This is a genomic window from Streptomyces asiaticus (genome assembly GCF_018138715.1).
GTDB classification, from domain to species: domain Bacteria; phylum Actinomycetota; class Actinomycetes; order Streptomycetales; family Streptomycetaceae; genus Streptomyces; species Streptomyces asiaticus.
The window spans coordinates 9,624,916-9,646,278 of record NZ_JAGSHX010000006.1 but is presented as its reverse complement, the minus strand read 5'-3'; the positions used below and the strand labels follow the sequence as shown (position 1 = coordinate 9,646,278).

24 protein-coding genes and 3 pseudogenes are annotated in these 21,363 nt (G+C 71.3%); 18 read left to right on the top strand and 9 right to left on the bottom strand.

What is annotated here, in order from left to right:
• Window positions 1-5 precede the first annotated feature (5 nt).
• Both KHP12_RS48330 and KHP12_RS48325 read left to right on the top strand, forming a co-directional pair.
• Window positions 6-470 carry a low molecular weight protein-tyrosine-phosphatase gene (locus KHP12_RS48330; protein ID WP_037955859.1) on the top strand — a complete coding sequence of 155 codons (465 nt, stop codon included), beginning with the start codon at window positions 6-8 and terminating at the stop codon, window positions 468-470.
• Entirely contained in the window at window positions 467-1,348 is an 882-nt protein-coding gene (locus tag KHP12_RS48325; protein WP_211834708.1) for a fructosamine kinase family protein, read from the top strand. Before KHP12_RS48330 ends, KHP12_RS48325 begins: the two co-directional genes overlap by 4 nt.
• Here KHP12_RS48325 and KHP12_RS48320 read toward each other — a convergent pair.
• A complete protein-coding gene (locus KHP12_RS48320) occupies window positions 1,317-2,267 on the bottom strand; it encodes an aminoglycoside phosphotransferase (RefSeq protein WP_086883072.1) in 951 nt (316 codons plus the stop codon). The genes KHP12_RS48325 and KHP12_RS48320 overlap by 32 nt on opposite strands.
• Window positions 2,268-2,400: 133 nt before the next feature.
• Here KHP12_RS48320 and KHP12_RS48315 point away from each other — a divergent pair, with 133 nt between their 5' ends.
• On the top strand, window positions 2,401-3,432 hold the full coding sequence (locus KHP12_RS48315) for an endonuclease/exonuclease/phosphatase family protein (RefSeq protein WP_210608901.1): 1,032 nt from the start codon (window positions 2,401-2,403) through the stop codon (window positions 3,430-3,432).
• Between the two features lie 127 nt (window positions 3,433-3,559).
• On the opposite strand, the gene KHP12_RS48310 is transcribed toward KHP12_RS48315, so the two are convergent.
• On the bottom strand, window positions 3,560-4,390 hold the full coding sequence (locus KHP12_RS48310; RefSeq protein WP_086883483.1) for a COG4705 family protein: 831 nt from the start codon (window positions 4,388-4,390) through the stop codon (window positions 3,560-3,562).
• Window positions 4,391-4,606: 216 nt separating this feature from the next.
• Window positions 4,607-4,879 (bottom strand): hypothetical protein, encoded by a 273-nt coding sequence (locus KHP12_RS48305; RefSeq protein WP_086883484.1) that lies wholly within the window; start codon window positions 4,877-4,879, stop codon window positions 4,607-4,609.
• A gap of 663 nt (window positions 4,880-5,542) precedes the next feature.
• Here KHP12_RS48305 and KHP12_RS48300 point away from each other — a divergent pair.
• Window positions 5,543-6,466 carry a VOC family protein gene (locus KHP12_RS48300; protein ID WP_211834707.1) on the top strand — a complete coding sequence of 308 codons (924 nt, stop codon included), beginning with the start codon at window positions 5,543-5,545 and terminating at the stop codon, window positions 6,464-6,466.
• Here the strand turns inward: KHP12_RS48300 and KHP12_RS53720 are convergent.
• On the bottom strand, window positions 6,381-6,932 hold the full coding sequence (locus tag KHP12_RS53720) for a transposase (protein ID WP_472911732.1): 552 nt from the start codon (window positions 6,930-6,932) through the stop codon (window positions 6,381-6,383). The genes KHP12_RS48300 and KHP12_RS53720 overlap by 86 nt on opposite strands.
• A gap of 171 nt (window positions 6,933-7,103) precedes the next feature.
• Here KHP12_RS53720 and KHP12_RS52075 point away from each other — a divergent pair, with 171 nt between their 5' ends.
• The 3 genes from KHP12_RS52075 to KHP12_RS48280 are packed head-to-tail and all read left to right on the top strand — an operon-like array spanning window position 7,104 to window position 8,177.
• A complete protein-coding gene (locus KHP12_RS52075; RefSeq protein WP_246643301.1) occupies window positions 7,104-7,739 on the top strand; it encodes a site-specific integrase in 636 nt (211 codons plus the stop codon).
• A gap of 25 nt (window positions 7,740-7,764) precedes the next feature.
• Window positions 7,765-7,956 carry a hypothetical protein gene (locus KHP12_RS48285; RefSeq protein ID WP_143678167.1) on the top strand — a complete coding sequence of 64 codons (192 nt, stop codon included), beginning with the start codon at window positions 7,765-7,767 and terminating at the stop codon, window positions 7,954-7,956.
• Window positions 7,953-8,177 (top strand): hypothetical protein, encoded by a 225-nt coding sequence (locus tag KHP12_RS48280; RefSeq protein WP_086883487.1) that lies wholly within the window; start codon window positions 7,953-7,955, stop codon window positions 8,175-8,177. Before KHP12_RS48285 ends, KHP12_RS48280 begins: the two co-directional genes overlap by 4 nt.
• 22 nt (window positions 8,178-8,199) lie before the next feature.
• Here the strand turns inward: KHP12_RS48280 and KHP12_RS52070 are convergent.
• Window positions 8,200-9,318 (bottom strand): annotated as a pseudogene (locus KHP12_RS52070) (3-phosphoshikimate 1-carboxyvinyltransferase).
• A 175-nt stretch (window positions 9,319-9,493) separates the two neighbouring features.
• Entirely contained in the window at window positions 9,494-9,922 is a 429-nt protein-coding gene (locus tag KHP12_RS48265) for a MarR family winged helix-turn-helix transcriptional regulator (RefSeq protein WP_211834704.1), read from the bottom strand.
• Between the two features lie 106 nt (window positions 9,923-10,028).
• Between KHP12_RS48265 and KHP12_RS48260 the strand changes: the two genes are divergently transcribed.
• Window positions 10,029-10,670, top strand: a complete 642-nt coding sequence (locus tag KHP12_RS48260) for an MBL fold metallo-hydrolase (protein ID WP_211834703.1) — start codon at window positions 10,029-10,031, stop codon at window positions 10,668-10,670.
• A 3-nt stretch (window positions 10,671-10,673) separates the two neighbouring features.
• Here KHP12_RS48260 and KHP12_RS48255 read toward each other — a convergent pair whose 3' ends face one another.
• Both KHP12_RS48255 and KHP12_RS52065 read right to left on the bottom strand, forming a co-directional pair.
• Window positions 10,674-11,180, bottom strand: a complete 507-nt coding sequence (locus KHP12_RS48255; RefSeq protein WP_244203037.1) for a substrate-binding domain-containing protein — start codon at window positions 11,178-11,180, stop codon at window positions 10,674-10,676.
• 168 nt (window positions 11,181-11,348) lie between these two features.
• Window positions 11,349-11,903, bottom strand: coding sequence for a transposase (locus KHP12_RS52065; protein ID WP_244203038.1), 555 nt, complete (start codon window positions 11,901-11,903; stop codon window positions 11,349-11,351).
• Here KHP12_RS52065 and KHP12_RS52060 point away from each other — a divergent pair, their 5' ends adjacent.
• Together KHP12_RS52060 and KHP12_RS52055 are read left to right on the top strand one after the other, a co-directional pair.
• Window positions 11,904-12,572 (top strand): IS110 family transposase, encoded by a 669-nt coding sequence (locus KHP12_RS52060; RefSeq protein WP_246644156.1) that lies wholly within the window; start codon window positions 11,904-11,906, stop codon window positions 12,570-12,572.
• A pseudogene (locus KHP12_RS52055) lies at window positions 12,511-12,690 on the top strand (transposase); the annotation flags it as partial. The gene KHP12_RS52060 and the pseudogene KHP12_RS52055, both read left to right, overlap by 62 nt.
• A 71-nt stretch (window positions 12,691-12,761) precedes the next feature.
• Here KHP12_RS52055 and KHP12_RS48235 read toward each other — a convergent pair.
• Window positions 12,762-13,403: pseudogene (locus KHP12_RS48235) on the bottom strand (TetR/AcrR family transcriptional regulator).
• Between the two features lie 60 nt (window positions 13,404-13,463).
• Between KHP12_RS48235 and KHP12_RS48230 the strand changes: the two are divergent.
• The 8 genes from KHP12_RS48230 (at window position 13,464) to KHP12_RS48195 (ending at window position 21,315) form a co-directional block, all read left to right on the top strand.
• Window positions 13,464-13,985 (top strand): hypothetical protein, encoded by a 522-nt coding sequence (locus tag KHP12_RS48230; RefSeq protein ID WP_086883492.1) that lies wholly within the window; start codon window positions 13,464-13,466, stop codon window positions 13,983-13,985.
• Window positions 13,986-14,211: 226 nt separating this feature from the next.
• Complete coding sequence (gene ltnD / locus KHP12_RS48225) at window positions 14,212-15,129, top strand: L-threonate dehydrogenase (protein ID WP_086886572.1); 918 nt, start codon at window positions 14,212-14,214, stop codon at window positions 15,127-15,129.
• Window position 15,130: 1 nt separating this feature from the next.
• On the top strand, window positions 15,131-16,411 hold the full coding sequence (otnK, locus tag KHP12_RS48220; RefSeq protein WP_211834702.1) for a 3-oxo-tetronate kinase: 1,281 nt from the start codon (window positions 15,131-15,133) through the stop codon (window positions 16,409-16,411).
• Window positions 16,408-17,082 (top strand): class II aldolase/adducin family protein, encoded by a 675-nt coding sequence (locus tag KHP12_RS48215; RefSeq protein ID WP_086886574.1) that lies wholly within the window; start codon window positions 16,408-16,410, stop codon window positions 17,080-17,082. The genes otnK and KHP12_RS48215 overlap by 4 nt, the downstream gene beginning before the upstream one ends.
• A 127-nt stretch (window positions 17,083-17,209) precedes the next feature.
• A complete protein-coding gene (locus KHP12_RS48210) occupies window positions 17,210-18,517 on the top strand; it encodes an MFS transporter (protein ID WP_086880386.1) in 1,308 nt (435 codons plus the stop codon).
• Between the two features lie 33 nt (window positions 18,518-18,550).
• Window positions 18,551-19,342 carry a 2-oxo-tetronate isomerase gene (gene otnI, locus KHP12_RS48205; protein WP_086880385.1) on the top strand — a complete coding sequence of 264 codons (792 nt, stop codon included), beginning with the start codon at window positions 18,551-18,553 and terminating at the stop codon, window positions 19,340-19,342.
• On the top strand, window positions 19,339-20,355 hold the full coding sequence (denD, locus tag KHP12_RS48200; protein ID WP_086880384.1) for a D-erythronate dehydrogenase: 1,017 nt from the start codon (window positions 19,339-19,341) through the stop codon (window positions 20,353-20,355). The genes otnI and denD overlap by 4 nt, the downstream gene beginning before the upstream one ends.
• Window positions 20,356-20,559: 204 nt before the next feature.
• The gene (locus tag KHP12_RS48195) at window positions 20,560-21,315 is read left to right on the top strand and encodes a FadR/GntR family transcriptional regulator (RefSeq protein WP_037955873.1); all 756 of its coding nucleotides are present in this window, start codon (window positions 20,560-20,562) and stop codon (window positions 21,313-21,315) included.
• Window positions 21,316-21,363 lie beyond the last annotated feature (48 nt).

Below are 21,363 nucleotides of genomic sequence, written 5' to 3'. Positions count from 1 at the left end.
TGGCCGTGCACATCTGCTTTGTATGCAGCGGGAACATCTGCCGGTCACCCTCCGCCGCACTGGTCTTCGCCGAGCATCTGCGCCGGGCGGGACTCGACGGCGCGGTACGGGTCAGCAGCGCCGGTATCGGCCCCTGGCACGCCGGTGAGCCGATCGACGAACGGGCCGGCGAGCTGCTGGCACGGCACGGCTATCCGGTCGAGCATGTCGCGGCCCAGATCGGTGCCGAGCACGCGGATGCCGAGCTGTTCCTGGCGATGGACCGTGGCCACGAGAAGGCGCTGCGCCGGCTGGTCGACGATCCGTCCCGGGTCAGGATGTTGCGGTCCTTCGACCCGGACGCCACCGGCGACCTGGACGTACCCGACCCGTACTACGGCGGTCCAGAAGGGTTCGACGAGGTGCTGGCCATGATCGAAGCCTCGGTGCCCGGCCTGCTGGCCCGGGTGCGCGAGCGCCTCGGTTCATGAGCGCCCGTGCCGAGGCCGGGACGGGCGAGGACCCCGGTGCCGCGGCGGCCCGCCTCACCGGCCGTCCGGCGACCCGGCGGCGGCCGCTGTCCGCCATGCTCACCGAGGTCACCCTCGACGGCGGGCAGACGGTGATGGTCAAACGCGGTGACGATCCTGGTGCGGTGGAGGCCGAGGCGGCGGGGCTGCGCTGGCTGGCCGACGCCGGAACGGTCCGCGTCCCGGCGGTGCACGGCCACGACCGGCACTGGCTGGTCACCGACCAGGTGCCGGTCGGCCGGCCGAGCGCCCGGGCGGCGGCCCGGTTCGGCCGCGACCTGGCCGCCCTGCACGCCGTCGGCGCCCCCTCGTTCGGCGCCCCGCCGCCCGACGGCCCCACGGACGCGTACATCGGTATGGCCCCGATGCGCAATGTCACGGGCACCGACTGGCCGCGCTGGTACGCCGAGCACCGGGTGCTGCCCTATCTGCGGCGCGCCGTCGACGACGGCACGGTGCGCCACGGCGAGGCCGAGGTGATCGAACGCGCATGTGAGCGGCTGCCCGAGCTGACCGGACCGGCCGAGCGGCCCGCCCGGCTGCACGGCGATCTGTGGAACGGCAACGTCCTGTGGGGCGCCGACGGTCAGGCGTGGCTGATCGACCCGGCCGCGCACGGCGGTCACCGGGAGACCGATCTGGCGATGCTCCACCTGTTCGGCTGCCCGCATCTCGACCAGGTGCTGGTCGGCTACCAGGAGGTGGCGCCGCTCGCCGAGGGCTGGGCCGACCGCGTCGGACTGCACCAGCTCTTCCCGCTGCTGGTGCACACCGTGCTGTTCGGCCGCGGCTACGCCGGGCAGGCGGTCACGGTGGCCCGGGCTGCCCTGGCGCGGTGACCTGCTGCAATTCCTCGTACAGCCCTTCCAGGGCGGTGTGGTCGTCGTCCGTGCCGGTGTGCGGGGCGGCGAACCAGCGCGCGTACTCGGCGATCTCCGAGAGGCGCCAGTCGAGCGCGAACAGCTCGCCCATCGCCGGGTCGGGGCGCAGCCGGTCACCCGCACCGGCCGCGAGCAGATCGGCGTAGTCCCGCTCGCGTGGCGCGAGGGCCAGCGACTCCCAGTCGACGAGCTTGAGCCCGCACGCGCCCACGACCTGGTTGTCGTTGTGCGGCTCGCCGTGGGTGGCCACCCATTGGTCCCGGTGGGAGTGGGCGAGGTCCGCGAGTGCGAGGTAGCGGTCCGTCCAGCGGGTGATCGCGGCATCGTGTGCGGCGATCGCGGCCCGCGCCTCCTCCGCCAGCGGGCCGGACGTCCAGGGGCGCGCGGTCCGGGTCCGTAGCTCCCCCGCGAACCCGGGGCCGACCTGGGGAGTCCAGTGCCGCAGACCGGCCGGCGGTGTGGCGGCGTGCAACGTGGCCAGCGCGGCCTCGACCTCGCGGACGTGCCGGGGCCGGCTCGCCTCCTCCTCGGTGGGGCTCCGCCCGTCCAGCCACGGCGTCACGCTGAGCGCACCCGCCTCTGAGCCGACGGTGAACCGGCCGGATGACCGGGCGGGCAACGGCGCGCACACCACGTCCACACCGGCTGCGGCCAGTGCCGCCGCTCCCGCGTAGGCGGCCTCCAGCGTGGCCTCTGTATGCCGCGGCTCCAGCTGGTCCAGCGTCACGAACAGGGTCGTGCCGCCACCGGCCACCCGCCAGTGATGCGCGCCGAAACCCCAGGGCAGATACGCGACCTCGGCGACGTCCGGCAGCCAATGCGCGGCGACGGCCCGCGCGATCGCTTCGTCGCTGATGAAGGAGGGACGGGAGAGCACAGGGCCCAATCCTAGGGAGCGGGCGGCCCATCGTCACCGGAATTTCCGTCGGCCCCGTGCCGCCGCCCCGCGAACGGAAACCGATGCGCCCGGTGGCCCGTCTTGGGGTGCGGAATCACACGGATGGGAAGCCATGGTGGAGCGGGTGGACGGCGGTACGACGGCGCCGATGCGGGCGAGGCGCCGACTGGTGCGGTGGGCCCGGTGGGGAGGCGCGACCGGGGACCCGCGGGGCGGGTCGCCCTGGACGCGGGGGCGGGTGCTCGCCGTACTGGCGGTGCTGACGGCCGGGCTGCTGGTGTTCCACCGGGCCGTGCCCAACTCCCCGGGGCACGTGGGCAGTTTGCTGGAGACGTTCCTGCCGTGGCTCGGCGTGGTGGTCGTGGCGCTGCTCGGCCTGGCACTGCTGCGCCGTTCGGCCCTCGCGCTGGTGTCACTGCTGCTGCCGGTGGCGGCGTGGACGTATCTCTTCGGCGGGCTGTTCCCGCCCGGGGCGGAGCCCGGCCCGCGTGACCTGGTGGTGGTGCAGCACAACGTCAGCGATGAGAACGCCGATCCGGCGGGTACGGCCCGCGCCCTGGCCGACGCCGGGCCCGATCTCATCGCGCTGGAGGAGCTGGTGCCCAGCGCGCTGCCGGTCTACGAGAAGACCCTCGCTCCGGACTATCCGTACCACGCCGTGCGGGGCACCGTCGGACTCTGGTCGAGGCATCCGCTCACCGATGCCCGGCCGTTGGACATCAAACCCCAGGGGATCGCGGAGGGGTGGAATCGCGGGCTGCGGACCACCGTCCACACGCCGCACGGCGCGATCGCGGCGTATGTCGCACACTTGCCGTCGGTGCGCGTCCGGGCGACTGGCCTCGCGTCCTCCTGGCGTGATGAGAGCGCCGGTCTGCTGGGCGCGGCCATCGCCGCCGAGAAGCGCGATCGGGTGGTCCTGCTGGGCGATCTCAACGGCACGGTCGACGACCGTGGGCTGGCCCCGCTGACCTCGCGGATGAACGTGGCGGAGCGGGGCTTCGCCTTCAGCTTCCCCGCGAGTTTCCCGCTGGCCCGGATCGACCAGGTCATGGCCCGCTCGGCAACCGTCGGCCACATCCGCGCCCTGCCCGCCACCGGCAGCGACCACCTGCCGGTCGCCGCCCGGATCGCATGGAGGTGACCTGAGCCCGGTCGGCCACAGGCCCGCCACCACGTCGCGGCGCTCCTGCGGCGCGGCCATCTCCATGCCGAGTCCCTTCCGGCGCGCGACCGCCGCGACGGCACGTCGTCACCACCACGATGGACACCTACAGCGAGGCGTCCGCCTCTCCGGGGCGGACGGCGTCAGAGCGCAGGCCGGCGGCCGGGCGGTCGCCGCGCGTCGTCAGCAGTCCGAGCAGCGCGACGATGACGATCGTCGCGCCGAGGCTGACCCAGCCGAACCCCAGGCCCAGGCCGTCCTGACGGGACGAGGACAGCCAGTCGGTGATCGACGCGCCGAGCGGGCGGGTGACGACGTAGGCCGACCAGAACGCGGCAACGGTGCCCAGCTCCGCCCAGCGGTGTGCGGCGGCCGGGACCGCGATGGCGATGGCGAACACCACGATCGAACCCAGGTACCCCAGGTGCAGCATGTCGGCTGTCAGATCGCCGGCGACGGTGCCGAGGACGAAGGTGATCGTCACCATCGACCAGTAGAAGCGTTCCCGGCGCGGCGTGGTGATGCTGTGCACATCCAGGGTCTTCTCCCGGGCGTACCACCAGACGAAGATGACGGCCAGCATGATCGAGAACCCCACCGTCGTCACCGGGTACGGAAGCCCGACCAGGAAGGTGAGGGCGTCGGCCACCATGGTGCCGAAGACGGCCACCATGGTCACGGCCGACCAGTAGATCCAGAGGTGGTAGCGGTCGCTGCGGAACTGGACGATCAACGCGATCGCCAACGCGGTCGCGCCCGAGCCCAAGGCGAGTCCCGGATTCAGGTGGCCGACAAGGAAATCCGAGAAGGTCTCGCCCATCCCGGTGGTGAGGATCTTGACGACCCAGAACAGGGCCGTGATTTCCGGGACCTTGACGGCGAGCCGTCCCGCGGACGCGGCGGCAGATGTCCGAGCGCCGGGCGCTGCAATACGCATGATGATCCGTTCTCTCTGCTCAGTCGCTGGTAAGAAGGGCACACAGCGAGCGGTGACGTCCACAGGGGGACGGTGGTGTGGCCCGGCCGATACCGAAGACGCGCTCGGCCGTGCGGTGGCGGATCACGTCTGTCGGCCGTCGGGCAACGGACGTGATCCGCTGGAAGGCGACCCGCGGCCGCGGGATCCTTCGGTGTTCGGCTGGGTGGTCGCCCGTCAGCAGACTTTCGTCCACGCGGATCGAGCGCGGGACCCGCCCGAGCGCCTCGCGTCCGGATCACCGATGCCGTTCGGGTCCGGCCAGGGCCGGTCCATCCTCGTCAGCGCGGTCTGGGCCGGGGAGCCGGGGATGGATCCGCTGTTCTGGAACGATCCGTGGAACTCCACTCCCAGGCCGACGACGGCCCCGAGGACGAACAGCCAGCCGACCGTCGTCGTCCGCCATCGTTGAGCGCCGAAGGCGCCCAGCCGGTACAGGAGCGTAGCCATGACTCAATCCCTTTCAGATAGTGGAAGTGACAACAGCGATCCTCACCGGCCCACTTGACGGCCGGCCCCCGCTGCGCTTGACGGTTGTCTGACGGTCCGGCGCGCCCTTCGTGTGCGGTACCGCCCCGACGTCACGAACGCTCCGGCCCCTGGGACCGGAGCGATCCCGGCGTCCGAGGGGGAAGCGCGTGGATCACCCCCGGGGTCCGGCACCGGTCCTCGAAAGAACCCGCGCCGCGCCCGGCATGAGCGCGGCGACAGGACGGAGCGTCGTAGATCCGCGAGCGGTCCGGCGCGGAGTCCAGGGCGGAGTCGACGAGCCGACGACCGGTCCTTCCGGTCGCGCCGACCACCGTGGTGGGGTCCCGGCCCAGCTCGTGACTGAACAACTGTTGGCAAGATGAGTAAACGAGTGTAGGTTATTGCTGTCAAGGCGGCGGAGACCTGCGGGGTGAGCAGCCGTGCTGAGAAGTTCGCGCAGGTCGGTTGCTGATGTCCGTACCGTGGATCGGCGGGCAGGTCCGGTTCCCGCGATCCGCCGGGGTCGACCCCGATCCCGCGTCCGCCCCCGCCTACGATCCGTCAACTGCGCGGCACGCCATTCGACGGGATCGGCAAGCTGCGCCAGCGCTTCGTCGCCGAGGCGACCAAGGAGGTCTCCTGATGGCCCTGCACCGACTCAGCTCGGTCACGATCGGCGTCCCCGACGTGGACGCCACGACCCGGTACTACGAAGAGTTCGGGCTGACCCGCGAGGACGACGGCTGGCTCTCCACCGCCGACGGAGGCCGCCAGCTCCGCCTCGTCGCCTCACCCGCCCGCCAGCTCGTGGCGCTGTCGATAGGCGCGGAGAACCCCGACGACATCGGCGCTATCGAGTCCCGGCTGCGCCGGCTCGACCTGAAGGCGGACGCCTCGGACACGCGCGTCGCCGCCGTCGAGCCGATCACCGGTGTACAGGTCGAGGTGACGGTCACCCCGCGCATCGAGCAACCGGAGGCGCCGGCGACGGCGTACAACGGGCCGGGCCGCACGGACCGCGGCACCGGCCGCGCCCCGGGGATCCTGCGCGAGGGCAGGGTCCGTCCCCGCAAGCTCGGACACGTCGTCATCGGCTCGACGGACCAGGAGGCCAGCCAGCGCTTCTTCGCCGAGGGCATCGGCCTGAAGATCAGCGACGAGGTACCCGGGCTCTCCTCGTTCATGCGCTGCTCGACCGAGCACCACAACATCCTGGTGTCAAGCGCGCCCGTCAACTTCGTCCACCACACCTCGTGGCAGGTCGACGACGTCGACGAGATCGGCCGCGGCGCCACGGCGATGCTGCGGGAGCACCCCGAGCGCCACATCTGGGGTCTGGGACGCCACCACGTCGGCTCGAACTTCTTCTGGTACCTCAAGGACCCGGCCGGCAACTTCTCCGAGTACTACTCCGACATGGACTGCGTCGTCGACGACGCGCTGTGGAAGCCCGAGGTCTGGGAGGCCGCCAAGAGCCTCTTCAGCTGGGGCCCGCCCCCTCCCCCCTCTTTCCTGCAGCCCGAGGACCTCGCCGCGCTGATGGCCGGCGCCCACTCGGCCCGCTGACCTTCACCCACCTGGCTTTGTTCACGTTCAGCGGCTCTGGCTCATCTTCTGGGTGCTGTTGGTGATCTCTAGGTGGGGAGCCTGGGCAGAGCTGCTGGAAGTGGCTGGGTGGTCGAGGCGGCGATGCTGGTGTAATGCCTGGTGGGAAGTGTTCGCTGAGGCGGATGATGTTGGCCCCGGCAGCGGTGGGCACGTGCTGGACGTGCGTTTTCGCCAGGCCGCGGTAACGGCAGTGCCGCAGGCCGTGCGCGTGGACCGTTTCGGAGACGGTGGCCTCGCAGCCCGCGCGGACGGCATAGCGCCGCTGCCAGTTGCTGGTCTTCTGGTCTTTCCGCACCTGCGTCTGGATCTTCTGCTGGGGCTCAGTCAGCAGGAAGATGTGGCGTCCCTTGCCGTCGATGTTGCCGGTGCATTTCAGCCGGTCGTCGCATTCCCGGCATGCCTTGCGGGGAAAGAGGACGGACAGCCGGGGGTGTCCGTCACCCAGGATTGGTGCCGGGGCTGTTCATGGCGCCCTCGACCATCGACCGCCGCCTGGCCGGCGTCGTCGTCACCGGCCGCCGCGAGCACAAGCTGCAACTGGCGGTCGACGTCGCCGAGGAGGCCCCGCGCCCTGCTCAAGGCGAAGGTCAAGGCGATGGAGAAGGCAGGCGAGCAGCGCGGCCGCGGCCAGGCCCCGGCCCTGCTCGTCCGGCACATGGAACGGATCGTCCGCACCCTGCCGGACGACCTGTCCGGCGTACGCGACCTGTCGATGATGACGATGCACTTCGCCATCGCCGGACGCGAGCACGAGGTCGGATGGCTCCGCGAGCGCCACGTCGCCGAGGACCCCGAGGGCCGGGGCCTGATCGTGGACGTGCGGATCAGCAAGAACTACCCCCGCGTGGTCCAGGTGCCGTACGGCTCCCGCGCCCACCTCTGCCCCGTCCGGGCCTGGCGCCGCTGGCGGGAGGCGTCCGGCATCGGCGCCGACCCGGACGGGTTCGCCTACCGGCGGCTGCACTCCCGGCACCACACCGTCATGGACCAGGGCCTCGGCGCCGAGGCCGTGGGCGACGTCATCACCCGGCTCGCGGAGCGCGCCGACCTCGACATCCGGCCCACCGGGCACGGCCCGCGCCGCGGACTGGTCACCGAGTCCTCCCGCGCGGGCAACCCGGACGCCGTGGCGGAGAAGCAGGGCGGATGGGCCAAGGGCTCCAAGGTGATGCGCCGCTACCGCGAGGACGATGACGGGTTCACCGAGAACGCCCTGCACGGCGTGCTGTAGAGCACCCTGCCCGTATGATGATCATGTGACAGCCGTACGCCGCGTCCTGGGCTCCGGCCCCCAGGAGCCACTCGCGGCACCCGCTACGACATCCCCGTACCGCAAGGGCGCCCACGAGGCCGACCTGGACGCCGGACTGCCCACAGTCCAGCTCCCGGACCTGGGCGACCTGCGCAACCGCGGCGTACTCGGAGCACCGGGGAGACGAGAGCAGTGAGTCCCACCCGCCGTACCTTGGGCGCCGGGCCCCGCCCCGACGAGCCGGAGTCGACGCCAGTCGGCGACAGTCGCGAGCGGGCCCGCACAGCTGCTGAGCGGGCCGCCGCCCAGCAGCTCGACCCCTCCGACGCCTCCGACGAGGACCAGATGCAGACGCGACCGCCGGGCCGCCGCCGACTGGGCACCGGGCCCGAACCGGACCAGTCGCTCCCCGACTGACCTACTCGCGTACCCACACATCTCACACAGATCTCACAGACTGTACGGACTGCCCCGGACTGTGAGGCTCCGACCTGGACGTACGCGACTGTCCCAGACCAACTAGACCCTCATGGACGGGTCTTACCACCTGTGCCACGTTGTCCAACACGGTGGTGCCGTCCGCCAGCGCCCCGAGCACGGACAGCGCGGGCAGCGTGTCGGGCACCGCCCGGCAGTCGATCCGGGCGGGGCGCAGCCTGATCCCGTCGTGGCGGACGCGCACCATGCCGGTCGCCGGGTCGGCCGTCATCGGCAGGCCCATCCCGGCGACGATGTTCAGCAGATCCGCATCGGGGTGGTCCACCTGGTCCACGGGGAGCGCGGGCAGCCCCCGGAACAGCACATCGGCCGGGTGCAGCGCCGTCACGGCCAGGCCGAACGCCGCCGCGCCGACGTCGGGAGGCAGCACCACCGTTGCGGGGGTGGGGCATTGGCCGGGCTCGATGTCGAACCGCCGCCCGTTCTCGGAGACATCGACCCGCAGTCCGAACCGCCGCATCATCCGGACCGTCAGATCCACGTAGGAGCGCTCGTTGAACTCGCCCTCCACGGTGATGGTGCTCGGCCCGGTCGCGAACGGCGCCACCATGAGCAATCCGGAAATTCACTGCGAAAGAATGCCCTCGATGCGCGCGTGGCCCCCTTTCGGGCGGCGCGGCCGTACGGAAATCGGCGGGCCGTCGGTGGGCGAATCGAGGTCGATACCGAGATCGGACAGAGCCTGGAGCTGCGGGCCTATCAGACGCCGGGGGAAGGACTTCTGCCCCACGACGGTCACCGGCGCGCTCGCGAGAGAGGCGAGCCCGGTGAGGAAATACAGCGCCGTACCCGCACCGCCCACCGAGACCTGTGATCGCAGCGGACGGTACGGACCCACGTGCACGAGGAAGTCGTCCCCGTCCACCTCGATCCGCGTACCGAGGCCGCGCAGCGCGGTGATGGTGTGCCGGATGTGCTGCGCGTTCGACAGCCCTACGATGCGGCTGGTCCCGGGGGCGAGCGAGGCCAGCATCAGGGCGCGATGCGCGTGGTATTTCGAGGTCGGAACGGCGATCTGCCCCTTGACCTGATCGGATGACCGCTTCACGAGCAGTCGCATCCCACTCCCCCGGTCCACCCATTCACTCGAATCCACCATTGGCGGCGTCGAGGTTCGCGCCAGCCACCGCACAGCGCGCTCGGAAATCCCGAACTGCTTATGCCAGGCATCTCCCCCCCGGGATATAAACCATTGACCCCCAGAAGATGCCGAACCAGACACATCGCCTCCGGGCTCACCTTTCGGTGATGCGGGCGGTCAGACGGGTCAGCAGGGGTACGCAGTCCCGCAGTTGCCGCCGCTCGTCGGGGCTGAGCGTGTCGCGGATGGCGGCGCCCAGCCAGCCGGCGCGCTGGGCGCGCTCCCGCTGGAGGCGGGCGCGGCCGGCGTCGGTGATGTGCAGCAGGCGCTTGCGGCCGTCGCTGGGGTGGGGCTCGGTGCGCACGAGGCCGTCGCCGACCAGTTCCTTGACGGATTTGGCGGCCGACTGGTGGGTCACTCCGCGCCGGTGCGCGAGGTCGGCCGTGGTCTGCGGGCCACCGCGGTCGAGGTGGCCGAGGATGGCGGCCCCTCCGGAGGGCATGGTGTCGGCGGCCCGTACGGCGCGGACGAGTTCGCCGACCGCCTGCCGCAGGTCTTCAGCCAGTGCGTCGTCTTCTTCCATGGCCCCACCCTACCCAGATCATGAAGGCAAGTTGTACAACCATGTTGTACAGTCCATTTGCACAACCTGGTTGTGCAGTTTCAGCCATGGATCAAGGAGACCCACCATGCAGCTCACCAAGTTCGGCCATGCCTGCGTCCGTATCGACAAGGACGGCCACCGCCTCGTCGTGGACCCGGGCGGCCTCACCGAACCGCACGCACTGGACGGCGCGGACGCGGTCCTGGTGACCCACGAACACTTCGACCACTTCTCCGAGGAGGCGCTCCGCAAGGCCGCGGAGAACAACCCGGCCCTGCGCCTCTGGACCAACACCTCCGTCGCCAAGCAGCTGGCCGGCCTCGGCACCCGGGTCACCACCGTCGGCGAGGGCGAGTCCTTCACCGCGGCCGGTTTCGAGGTGAGGGTCTACGGCACGTGGCACGCGCCCATCCACCCCGACATCCCGCCGGTCGGCAACGTCGGGTTCCTCATCGACGACACCCTCTTCCACCCCGGGGACGCGCTCACCGTCCCGGACGCCATCGTCGACACCCTGCTACTGCCCGTGCACGGCCCCTGGTCGACCACCGGACAGCTGATCGACTACGTGCGGGAGGTGGCCCCACGGGACGCCTACGCCATCCACGACGGCGCCCTCAACGACGTCGGCAACGCGATGGTCGGCGGGTTCCTGGGCGCCAACGGCCCCGGCGTCGGAGCCCGCTACCACCAGTTGACCGCGGGCACCTCCGTCGGCCTCCGCTGAGTTCTAGCCCGGCGCTCCCGCAGGCGGCGCGCTGGTGAGCCGTACGCGAAGCTCCATCGGAATGGATCGAGGTTCGGTGTCGCCGTCGGAGGCCATCACGGACTCCAGTTCCTGGGCGGCCAGCCTGCCCAGTTCATCCCGGGCCATCGAGGCCGTGGTAAGGCGGCGTGAACTGGGCAGGTCGTCAACGGAGATGTCGTCGCAGCCGATCACCGACATATCTTCAGGGACCCGCAGACCCGGCTCCTCCAAAGCCGCCATCGCACCGAGCGCCACCAGATCGTTGTACGCGACAACAGCGCTGACACCGCGGCCCCGCACCGCGTCGACCGCGTCGTAGCCATGCCGCGCCGTGTGACCGCAAGGGATGACGGTGACATCGATGCCGAAGGCCGCCGCGGCCTCGAAGGCCCGGATGCGTTCCGCGTTGGCCCAGGACGCTTCGGGGCCGCTCAGATAGGCCACCCGGCGATGGCCGAGCTGGGTGAGATGACCACAGACAAGGGTCATCCCGCCATAGAAGTCGGCAGTGAGGATGTGACGTGGTGACGCTGCTGGTGGGTTTGACCCCTCACCTGACTGACGTCTTGGCTGTCCTGTTTCGGATTTGTCGGCCCGCCGGGTGTCACCACGCACGCGGCCGGACGGGCGTTTGTGACCTTATAGCGCCTCTGTGTGTCAAGCGGCTTGAGCGAGGTGGTTCCGTTGGTCTCGTTTCATGATCCGGTAGACCACGTTGGACAGGCGTCGCTTGAGAGCCCTGCGAGCCTCCGAAGGCGTCTTCCCCTCAGCGATCTTGCGGAGGTAGTAGTCCTGCCCGCGCCCGCCGTCGCGGATCTGGCAGACGGCGATGGTGTGCAGGACCGAGTTCAGCGCGCGGTTGCCGCCGGTGTTGAGCCGGTGGCGGACGTTGTTGCCGCTGGAGGCGTCCAGAGGTGCGCTGCCGGTGTAGCTGGCGAAGTGGTGCTCGGTGGGGAACCGGCTGATGTCCCCCATGTGGCCGAGGACCTTCGCGGCCAGCACGGTGCCCAGGCCCGGCAGGGTGGTCAGCGTGGTGCGGGTCGCAGCGATGGCCTCGCGCATTTCGGCTTCGTTGCCCTTGACGTGCCGGTCCAGTCTGCGCAGGTCGGCCAGCAGGTCACGGGCTATGTCCCGGCGGCAGTTGTCGGTGGCCGTGACCGGCCGGATGCCCTTCATCAAGGCGGCAGCCTTGTCGGCACAGTCGGCCGGCACCTGGCCGACCGGGAGTTCCCTGCTACGATCCGCGGCTACCGCGATCTGCTGGACTGGATGCGCTCACACGGCGAGCTCGTCGCGGTGGGCGTGGAGGGCACCGGCGCCTACGGGGCCGAACTCGCCCGGGTGCTGACCGCCGCCGGCGTCACGGTCATCGACGTCGACCGCCCCGACCGCAAGACGCGGCGGATGAAGGGCAAATCCGATCCGATCGACGCCTACGCCGCCTCGATGGCCGTGCTGTCCGGGCGGGCCACCGGCATTCCCAAGAGCCGGGACGGTCTGGTCGAGACGGTCCGGGTCCTGCGGATCGCGCGCCGCAGCGCCGTCAAGGCCCGCACTCAGGCGATGAACCAGATCCGCGGCCTCCTCGTCTCGGCCCCCGCCATACTGCGTGAACAGGTGACGGTTGCTGGAGAGGGCATCCCTGATACGCACCCTCGCCCGGCTGCGGCCCGGCGACAACCTGTCCCGGCCCCTGGCCGCGACGCGAGCGGCGCTGCGTCGACTGGCCCGCCGCCACCAGGCGCTCGACGAGGAGATCGCCGAGCTGGACGCCGAGATCAGCCCGCTGGTCAAGCAGGCCGCACCCCAACTGCTGGAGTTGTTCGGCGTCGGCCCCGAGACCGCCGGCCAGCTGCTGGCCCCGGCCGGGGACAACCCTGAACGGATGCGTTCGGAAGCCGCGTTCGCGCACCTGGCCGGGGTCGCGCCGATCCCGGCCTCGTCCGGACGCACCCACCGCCACCGCCTCAACCGCGGCGGCGACCGGGCCGCCAACAACGCCCTGCACACCATCGTGCTCACCCGCATGCGCTTCGACGAACGCACCCGCGCCTATGTCGCCGGCCCCGGCTACCCCCCGGGCCGGTCTTGCGACGTCACCTCGGCGGCGGTGAGCAGCGCGTGGACGGCGGTGCGGACCTGGTCGGCGACCGCGTCGGGGGTGGAGGTGTCGAGTTTGCCGTCGAGGTGCAAGAAATGCCAGGCCGTGGACCAGGGCCCACACCGCGGTCGACAGCGCCTCCGGGTCGACACCGGGAAAGGCGCGCCGGACGAGGTCGCAGACGTATGCGGAAATGGCGGCGGTCGCGTCGCCCCGTTCGTCGCCGCTCGGGTCGCAGGGCTCCACGAACATCACCCGGAACAGTGCCGGGTGGTCGAGTGCGAACCGGACGTAGGCGACGGCGACGGCGGCGAGGTCGTCGGGCGTCGGGCGTCGGGCGTCGGGCGTCGGGCGTCGGGCGTCGAGGGTGCGGGATGCGCCGCGGCGAGATACCCGGCGAGTTCGCGATAGCCCTCCGCGGCGACCGCGGAGACGAGCGCCTCGCGGTCCGCGTAGTGGCGGTAGGGGGCCGTGGCGGAGACACCGGCCCGCCGCGCCACCGCCCGCAGCGACAGCCCGGCACTGCCACCCTCCTCCAGCAACTCCCGCGCCGCCCGTACGCACGCGGCCCGCGGATCGCCGTGATGGTACGGGCCATTCGACTTCGGCATAGGTCGGCCTCACGAAAGTTGACGCTGCTCACATTGCCGCCCTGATGTGCCACCACACGGGTGCTGCGGGCGCTCGCCCCGCGGCTGCGGGACGGTGGTCGGCTGATCGTCGTGGCCAGTGCGCTGGGCTCGCTCCGCTATCTCGCCCCGGTGCTGCACAGCCGGTTCGATGACCTGGCGACACTGGACGAGGTGGACCGCGCGGTCGCCGACTGGCGTGACGCGGTGCGGGACGGCAGCGCCTTCAGCGGCCCCTGGCCCGCCTTCGTCGATATCCCCTCGAAGATCGGCCAAGTGGCGGCCGTACGCACACTGGCGAAGCGGCGCCGCGAGGACGACCTGGCGCGCGATGTGCTCATCGCCTCCGTGTGTCCGGGGATGATGAACACCCCCACCTCCCAGGGGTGGTGGGACGTCAGCGACGCACCGACGCCCGACGAGGCCGCCGGGCCGCTGCTGGAGCCGGTGCTCAAGCCGGTGAAGCCCGAGCAGTATGGCGAGAGCTGGTGCGCGAGGGGCAGATCGTGCCCTGGCACCCGGCCGGTGTCTGGCCCCCGGCGCGACCCCCGAGCGGCCGCCTGACATCGAAGCCGAGCTGGACACACCACGCCCGGCCGCGCCACGTCCCACCCGCCCCCCTCCCCCCTCATCTCAACCTCGTGTGACGGACGTCACAGTATGCGGGAGACTTGTCTTCAGGTCATCATATGACCCGATCGCCGCAGGCAGTCGGGGCCGATCGCGCCCCGGACACCACAGCCAGCGCGGCGGCGCTCCCCCAAAGCACAACCCAAGGACGAGGAGGGGCATGAGCGACCAGGACAGGCCGGCGCGGCCGCGCGTGGGCGTGGTGGGGCTCGGGGCCATGGGGCTCGGCATGGCGCGCAGCCTGCGCACGGCGGGCTACGACGTCGGGGTCCACGATCTGCGGCCGGAGGTGGCCGAGGACTTCGCCCGCGACGGCGGAACGGCGTACGCCTCCCCCGGCGACCTGGCGGCCGCGGTGGACGTCGTGGTCAGTGTCGTGGTCAACGCGGCGCAGGTCGAGTCGGTGCTGTTCGGCGCAGACGGGGCCGCCGACCGGCTCCGCCCGGGGGCCGTCTTCGTGATGTGCTCCACGGTCGACCCGGGCTGGTCGGCGGAGCTCGGGGGACGTCTGGCCGAGCGGGGTGCGCTCTACCTGGACGCCCCCATCTCCGGTGGCGCCACGCGTGCGGCGGCCGGTGAGCTGACCATGATGACGTCGGGCCCCGCCGCGGCGTACGCGGTCGCCGACCCGGTGCTCGAGGCCATGAGCGGCACGGTCTACCGCCTGGGCGAGCAGCCCGGTCTCGGCTCGAAGGTCAAGATCGTGAACCAGCTGCTCGCGGGGGTGCACATCGCCGCGGCGGCCGAGGCGATGGCCCTGGGTCTGAAGGCCGGTGTTCCGGCCGAGGCGCTCTACGAGGTCATCACGCACAGCGCGGGCAACTCGTGGATGTTCGAGAACCGGATGGCGCATGTGCTCGCCGGTGATTACACACCGCTCTCCGCGGTCGACATCTTCGTCAAGGACCTCGGGCTCGTCCTCGATTCGGCGAGGCCGGAGAGGTTCCCGCTCCCCCTGGCCGCCACCGCTCACCAGATGTTCCTCCAGGCGTCGGCGTCCGGCCTGGGCTCGGAGGACGACAGCGCGGTCATCAAGATCTTCCCCGGGATCGATCTGCCCCAGCCGGTGGAGGCCTGACATGGGCGTCCGACTCGGCTGCATCGCCGACGACTTCACAGGCGCCACCGACCTGGCCAACAACCTGGTGCGGGCGGGCATGCGCGTGGTCCAGCTGATCGACGTACCGCCGCCCGGCGCCGAACGGCCGGTGGACGCGGACGCCGTGGTCATCGCGCTCAAGTCGCGGACCGTTCCGGCCGCCGACGCCGTCGACGCGTCGCTGCGGGCCCTCGCCTGGCTGCGGTCCGCCGGTGCCGAGCAGATCTACTTCAAGTACTGCTCGACCTTCGACTCGACACCGGCCGGCAATATCGGGCCGGTCACCGAGGCCCTGATGGACGCGCTCGGCACCGACTTCACCATCGCCACGCCCGCGTTTCCCGACAACGGGCGCACGGTCTTCAAGGGGCATCTCTTCGTCGGCGATGTGCTGCTCAGCGAGAGCGGTATGCGCCATCACCCGCTCACCCCGATGACCGACCCCAATCTGGTCTCGGTCCTCGGCGCGCAGACCACCCGAACGGTCGGCCTGATCGACCACACGGTGGTCGGCCGCGATGCCACGGCGGTCCGGGCGCGGATCGACGAACTGTGCGAGCAGGGTGCCGGAGTCGCCATCGTCGACGCCGTCTCCAACGACGACCTGGTGCGCCTCGGCGCGGCGGTCCAGGGGATGCCCCTGGTGACCGCCGGTTCGGGCCTGGCCATCGGGCTGCCCGCGAACTGGGGGTTCACACCGTCCCACGCCGCCGCCGCGCTGCCACCGCCCGGCGGCCACCGGGCCGTCATCTCCGGATCGGTCTCCGCCGCCACCAACCAGCAGGTCCAGGAGTTCCTGCGCACCGGCCGACCGGCGTTCAGCGTGGATCCGCTGCGGGTCGCGGCCGGTGAGGACGTGTCCGGCGAGGCGCTCGCCTTCGCCGAGGGGCGTCTGGCCGACGGGCCCGTCCTCTTCTACTCCACCGAGGCACCCGAGGCGGTCCGCACCGTCCAGACCCGGCTCGGCGCCGCCGAGGCCGGCGAGTTGGTGGAGCGGACCCTGGCCCGGGTGGCCGAGGGCCTGGTGGAGCGCGGTGTGCGTCAACTCGTCGTCGCGGGCGGCGAGACCTCCGGAGCGGTCGTCCGGGCGCTCGGCGTCACCGGACTGCGCATCGGACCGCAGATCGACCCCGGTGTGCCCTGGTGCGCGGCGGCGCTGCCCGGCGGGGACACACTCCACATCACGCTGAAGTCCGGCAATTTCGGTGGCCCCGCGTTCTTCACCGACTCCTTCGCCCTGCTCGACCGGGAGGTCTCATGACCGAGCTCCACGACACCGCCGTGGACGAGGCACGCGACGAGATCGTCCGGGTGGGCACCAGCCTGTTCAACCGGGGCTATGTGCACGCCAGCGCCGGGAACCTCAGCGCCCGGATCGGCGACGGCCATCTGATCACACCCACCGACGCCGCCCTGGGCTTCCTCGAGCGCGACCGCCTCGCGCTGGTCGACGCCCAGGGTGAGCAGCGCGCGGGCGACCGCGCGAGCAAGACCCTGACGCTCCACCGGCGTATCTACGCGGCCGACCCCACGGCCCGGTTCATCATCCACACCCACTCCACCCACCTGGTCGCGCTCACCCTGGCCGGAGTGTGGAGCCAGGACGACGTACTCCCGCCCATCACGCCGTACTTCGTGATGAAGGTGGGGCACGTGCCGCTCATCCCCTACCACCGGCCCGGAGACCCGCGCGTGGCCGACCTGGTGACCGCCCGGATCGCCGACCACCTGGCGAGCCATACGCCGATCAGGGCCGTCCTGCTCGACCGGCTCGGCCCCGTGGTCTGGGGCCCGGACGCGGCCGCCGCCCTCGCCGTCCTCGAAGAACTCGAGGAGACGGCACGCCTCTGGCTCCTGACCGACCGTCGACCGGGGCCTCTCACCACCGACGCGATCGACGAACTGAGGACGACGTTCGGCGCCACGTGGTGACCTGTCACTCCCCCCGTCCCCGTTCCCTCCCAGTTCCCATCCCCCTCCCCGTCCCCGTCCCCGTCCCCGTCCCCGTCCCCGTCCCCGTCCCCGTCGCAGAATCCCTGAGCCGCAGAAGGATTCCGTCATGCCCATGCCCGCAGTGGCGACCGAGACGCCCGCGCTTGCCCGCGAGAACACCGTCTACCGCAAGGTCGTACGCCGCATCGTCCCCTTCCTCGTCCTGTGCTACGTGGCCTCCTACCTGGACCGGGTCAACGTCGGCTTCGCGAAGCTCCAGATGTCCGATGACCTCGGGTTCAGCGATGCGGCGTACGGCCTGGGGGCGGGCCTGTTCTTCATCGGCTACTTCCTCCTGGAAGTGCCCTCGAACCTGATGCTGCAACGCGTCGGAGCCCGCACCTGGATCGCCCGCATCATGATCAGCTGGGGCCTGGTCTCGGCGGCGTTCATGTTCGTCACCAACGAGGTGACGTTCTATGTGCTGAGGTTTCTGCTCGGTGCCGCGGAGGCGGGGTTCTACCCCGGGGTGATCCTCTACTGCACCTACTGGTTCCCCTCGCACCGCCGGGCCCGGGTGATCGCGATGTTCATGTCGGCCATCCCGGTGGCGGGCATCTTCGGCAATCCGCTCTCCGGCTGGATCATGGACGGTTTCCAGGGTGTGAACGGCTGGCAGGGCTGGCAGTGGATGTTCCTGCTGGAGGCGGTCCCCGCGCTCCTCGTCGGTGTCCTCACCCTCTTCTACCTGGACGACGGCGTGCGGGACGCGAAGTGGCTGACCGACGAGGAGAAGGCCGTCGTCGAGCGGGCGGTCGCCGAGGACGGCGCGCACCGGGCGGTGCACGGCCGGGTCCTGGACGCCTTCCGTGAGCCCAGGGTATGGCTGATGTGCCTCATCTACTTCTGCTTCGTGATGGGCCAGTACGCCCTGACCTTCTGGATGCCCACGTTCGTCGAGTCCACCGGCATCGACGGCAACCTCGCGATCGGCGTGCTCAGCGCCGTGCCGTTCCTTGCCGCCCTCGTCGCGATGAACCTGTTCGGCCACTCGGCGGACAAGCGCCGCGAGCGACGCTGGCACCTGGTCGTCCCGAGCCTGATGGGCGCCGTCGGGTTCTCGCTGTCCGCCGTGTGGAACGGGTCGACCGCGCTGTCCCTGACCGCGCTGTCCGTGGCCGCGGCCGGGGTGCTGACCTGCGCTCCGCTGTTCTGGTCGCTCCCCACCGCGTTCCTGGGCGGCACCGCGGCGGCGGCGGGCCTCGCCATCATCAACTCGGTGGGCAACCTGGCCGGTTTCGTCAGCCCCTACATGATCGGCGCGCTCAAGGACGCCACCGGCTCGGCGTCGATCCCGATGTACGTCCTGGCCCTCACTCTGGTCGTGGGCGCCGCTGCCGTGCTCACCACCAAGAAGCAGGTCGTCAACCGCTGACCGGGACGTCCCGGCCCGAACGCAGGAGCCAGCATGCCGAGGTTCGCCGCGAACCTGTCCATGATGTACGCCGAACACGACTTCCTCGACCGCTTCGCCGCCGCGGCGGCGGACGGCTTCGAGGCCGTCGAGTACCTCTTCCCCTACCCGTACGACGCCACCGAGCTGCGCCGCAGGCTCGACGACCACGGTCTGAGGCAGGTGCTCTTCAACGCGCCTCCCGGCGCCTGGGAGTCCGGGGAGCGCGGGATCGCGGCGCTCCCCGGGCGCGAGGCGGAGGTGCGCTCCGGGATCGGCCGGGCCCTGGAGTACGCGGCGGAGCTCGGCTGCCCACGGGTGCATGTGATGGCCGGGCTGGTGGGACCGGGCGATTCGGCCGAGCACCGCGACACGTATCTGGCCAATCTCGCCTGGGCCGCGGAACGGGCCGCCGCGGCGGGCGTCGACATCCTGATCGAGCCGATCAACGGCCGCGACATGCCCGGCTACTTCCTGAACCGGCAGTCCGAAGCGCACACCGTGGTACGGGAGGTGGGAGCCCCGAACCTCAAGGTGCAGCTCGACCTCTACCACTGCCAGATCGTCGAGGGCGACCTCACCACGACCCTGCGCCGTGACCTGCCGACCGGCCGGGTCGGCCATCTTCAGATCGCGGGCGTACCCGATCGCCATGAGCCCGACCGGGGCGAGCTGAACATCCGCCATCTGTTCGGCGTCATCGACGGCCTGGGCTTCGACGGGTGGATCGGCTGTGAGTACATCCCCCGCGCCGGTACGAGCGAGGGGCTCGGCTGGCGCCACGACTACCGAGGAGACAACGCATGAGGATCGTCATCACGGGTGGCTTCGGCTTCCTGGGCCGGCGGGTCGCCGCCGCACTGCTCGCGTCACGGACGTTCCGCGGTGCGCCGATCGACCGGCTGGTGCTCGCCGACCGCGTGGTGCCGCCCGGTTCGGGGGCGGACGACCCCCTCGTGGGCATCGTCCAGGGCGATCTGGCCGACCGTCTTGACGAGGTGTTCGCGGAGCCGGTGGATGTGCTGATCCATCTCGCCGCCGCGGTCTCGGCCGAGTGCGAGGCCGACTTCGACCTCGGTATGAGCGTCAATGTGGACACCACACGCGCGGTGCTGGAGGCCGCGCGGGCCCAGTCGGCCGCCGGCGGGCCGGTGCCGCGGGTGGTGTTCTCCAGCAGCGTCGCCGTCTACGGATCCGACCCCGCGCTGCCGCTGCCGCCGGTCGTCAGCGAGTCCACCCTGCCCACACCGCGGTCGAGCTACGGGATCCAGAAGCTCGTCTGCGAGCAGCTGATCGCGGACTACACCCGCCGCGGCTTCCTGGACGGGCGCGTCGCCCGGCTGATGACCGTGTCGGTACGGCCGGGCAAGCCGAACGCGGCCGCCTCCGGCTTTCTGTCCGGCATCATCCGCGAGCCGCTCGCGGGCCTCCCGGCCATCTGCCCGGTCCACCCCGAGCTGAAGGTGGCGCTGGCCTCGCCACGGCGCACGGTCGAGGGCATCCTCCGCGTCGCGGAGGCGGAGCGCGGTGCCGGGCCGGGCCGGATCGACGGCGGGGTGCCGGTCAACCTTCCCGCGCTCACGGTCTCGGTCGCCGACATGCTGAGCACGCTGCGGCAGGTGGCCGGCGACGCCGTCGCCGACCTGGTGACGGTCGCGCCCGACCCCGATGTCGAGGCCATCGTCGGCTCGTGGCCCGCCGTGTTCGACAACGCGCGCGCCGCAGCGCTCGGGCTGGCCCCCGACCCGGATTTCGCCTCGGTGGTGCGCGCCTACCTCGAAGACCACGCCGACGCGGTGGTGGACGGTGCGCGCTCTTAGGGGTGTCCGACGGATCTCGATGCCTGCGGTGGGCTGTTCCCCTCCCCGCCCCTTCCCGCAACTGGGGCTCCGCCCCAGACCCCGGGTCCAGGGGCGAAGCCCCTGCCACGCGGCGAAGCCCCTGCCACGGGGCGGGGCCGCATGGTCCGCGGGACACCCCGTAGCGGCCGGGGCGACCGGGACGGTGCCGATAAACTGAAGACCATGTTCTCCAAGGTGAGCGGTCCCGTGCGGCTCGCGGATCGGGTCGCGGCCATACTCTCGGAAGAGATCGAGTCCGGACGGCTGGCCGAGGGCGACAAGCTCCCGACCGAAGTGGAGCTGGTCAAGCAGCTGGGCGTCAGCCGGACCGTCGTACGCGAGGCAGTGTCCCGGCTGCGCAACGCGGGCCTGGTCGAACCCCGTCAGGGGCTCGGCGTGTTCGTGATGCCGCGCCGCACCCGGCCCCTGGACCTGGAGGCCGAGACCGCCGAGGACACCAAGTCCAAGGTGCGGCAGATCGTGGAGGTACGCCGCCCCATCGAGGGCGAGGCGGCGTACCTCGCGGCCACCCGGGCCACCCCGGCCAACCTCGCCCGCATGCGTCAGGCCCTGGAGGCCATCGACACGGCGGTGGCGGCCGGTGGCGACGGCGTGGACGAGGATCTCGCCTTCCACCGCTCCGTCGCCGAATCGACCGGGAACGCGGTGATGCTCTCCACGCTGCGCTACCTCGGCGAGGTGCTGCGCGGCGGAATCCGCGTCACGCGTGCGAACGAGGCGCGCCGCGGCGACTTCCTCGAAGCGGTCCGGCAGGAGCACCACGCCATCCTGGCCGCCATCGAGGCCCGTGACGCCGAGGCGGCCCGCGACGCCGCGCTGCTCCACCTGAGGCACGCGGCGTCCCGGCTCCAGGACGCGGACGAGGGGTTCTGGACCGAGGCCGAGAACCTCGAGGTGGATCTCGACGCCGCGCCCTGAGGCGCGATGGACGGCGCGGGTCGCTCAGCGGACGGGCGGCGCGGGTCG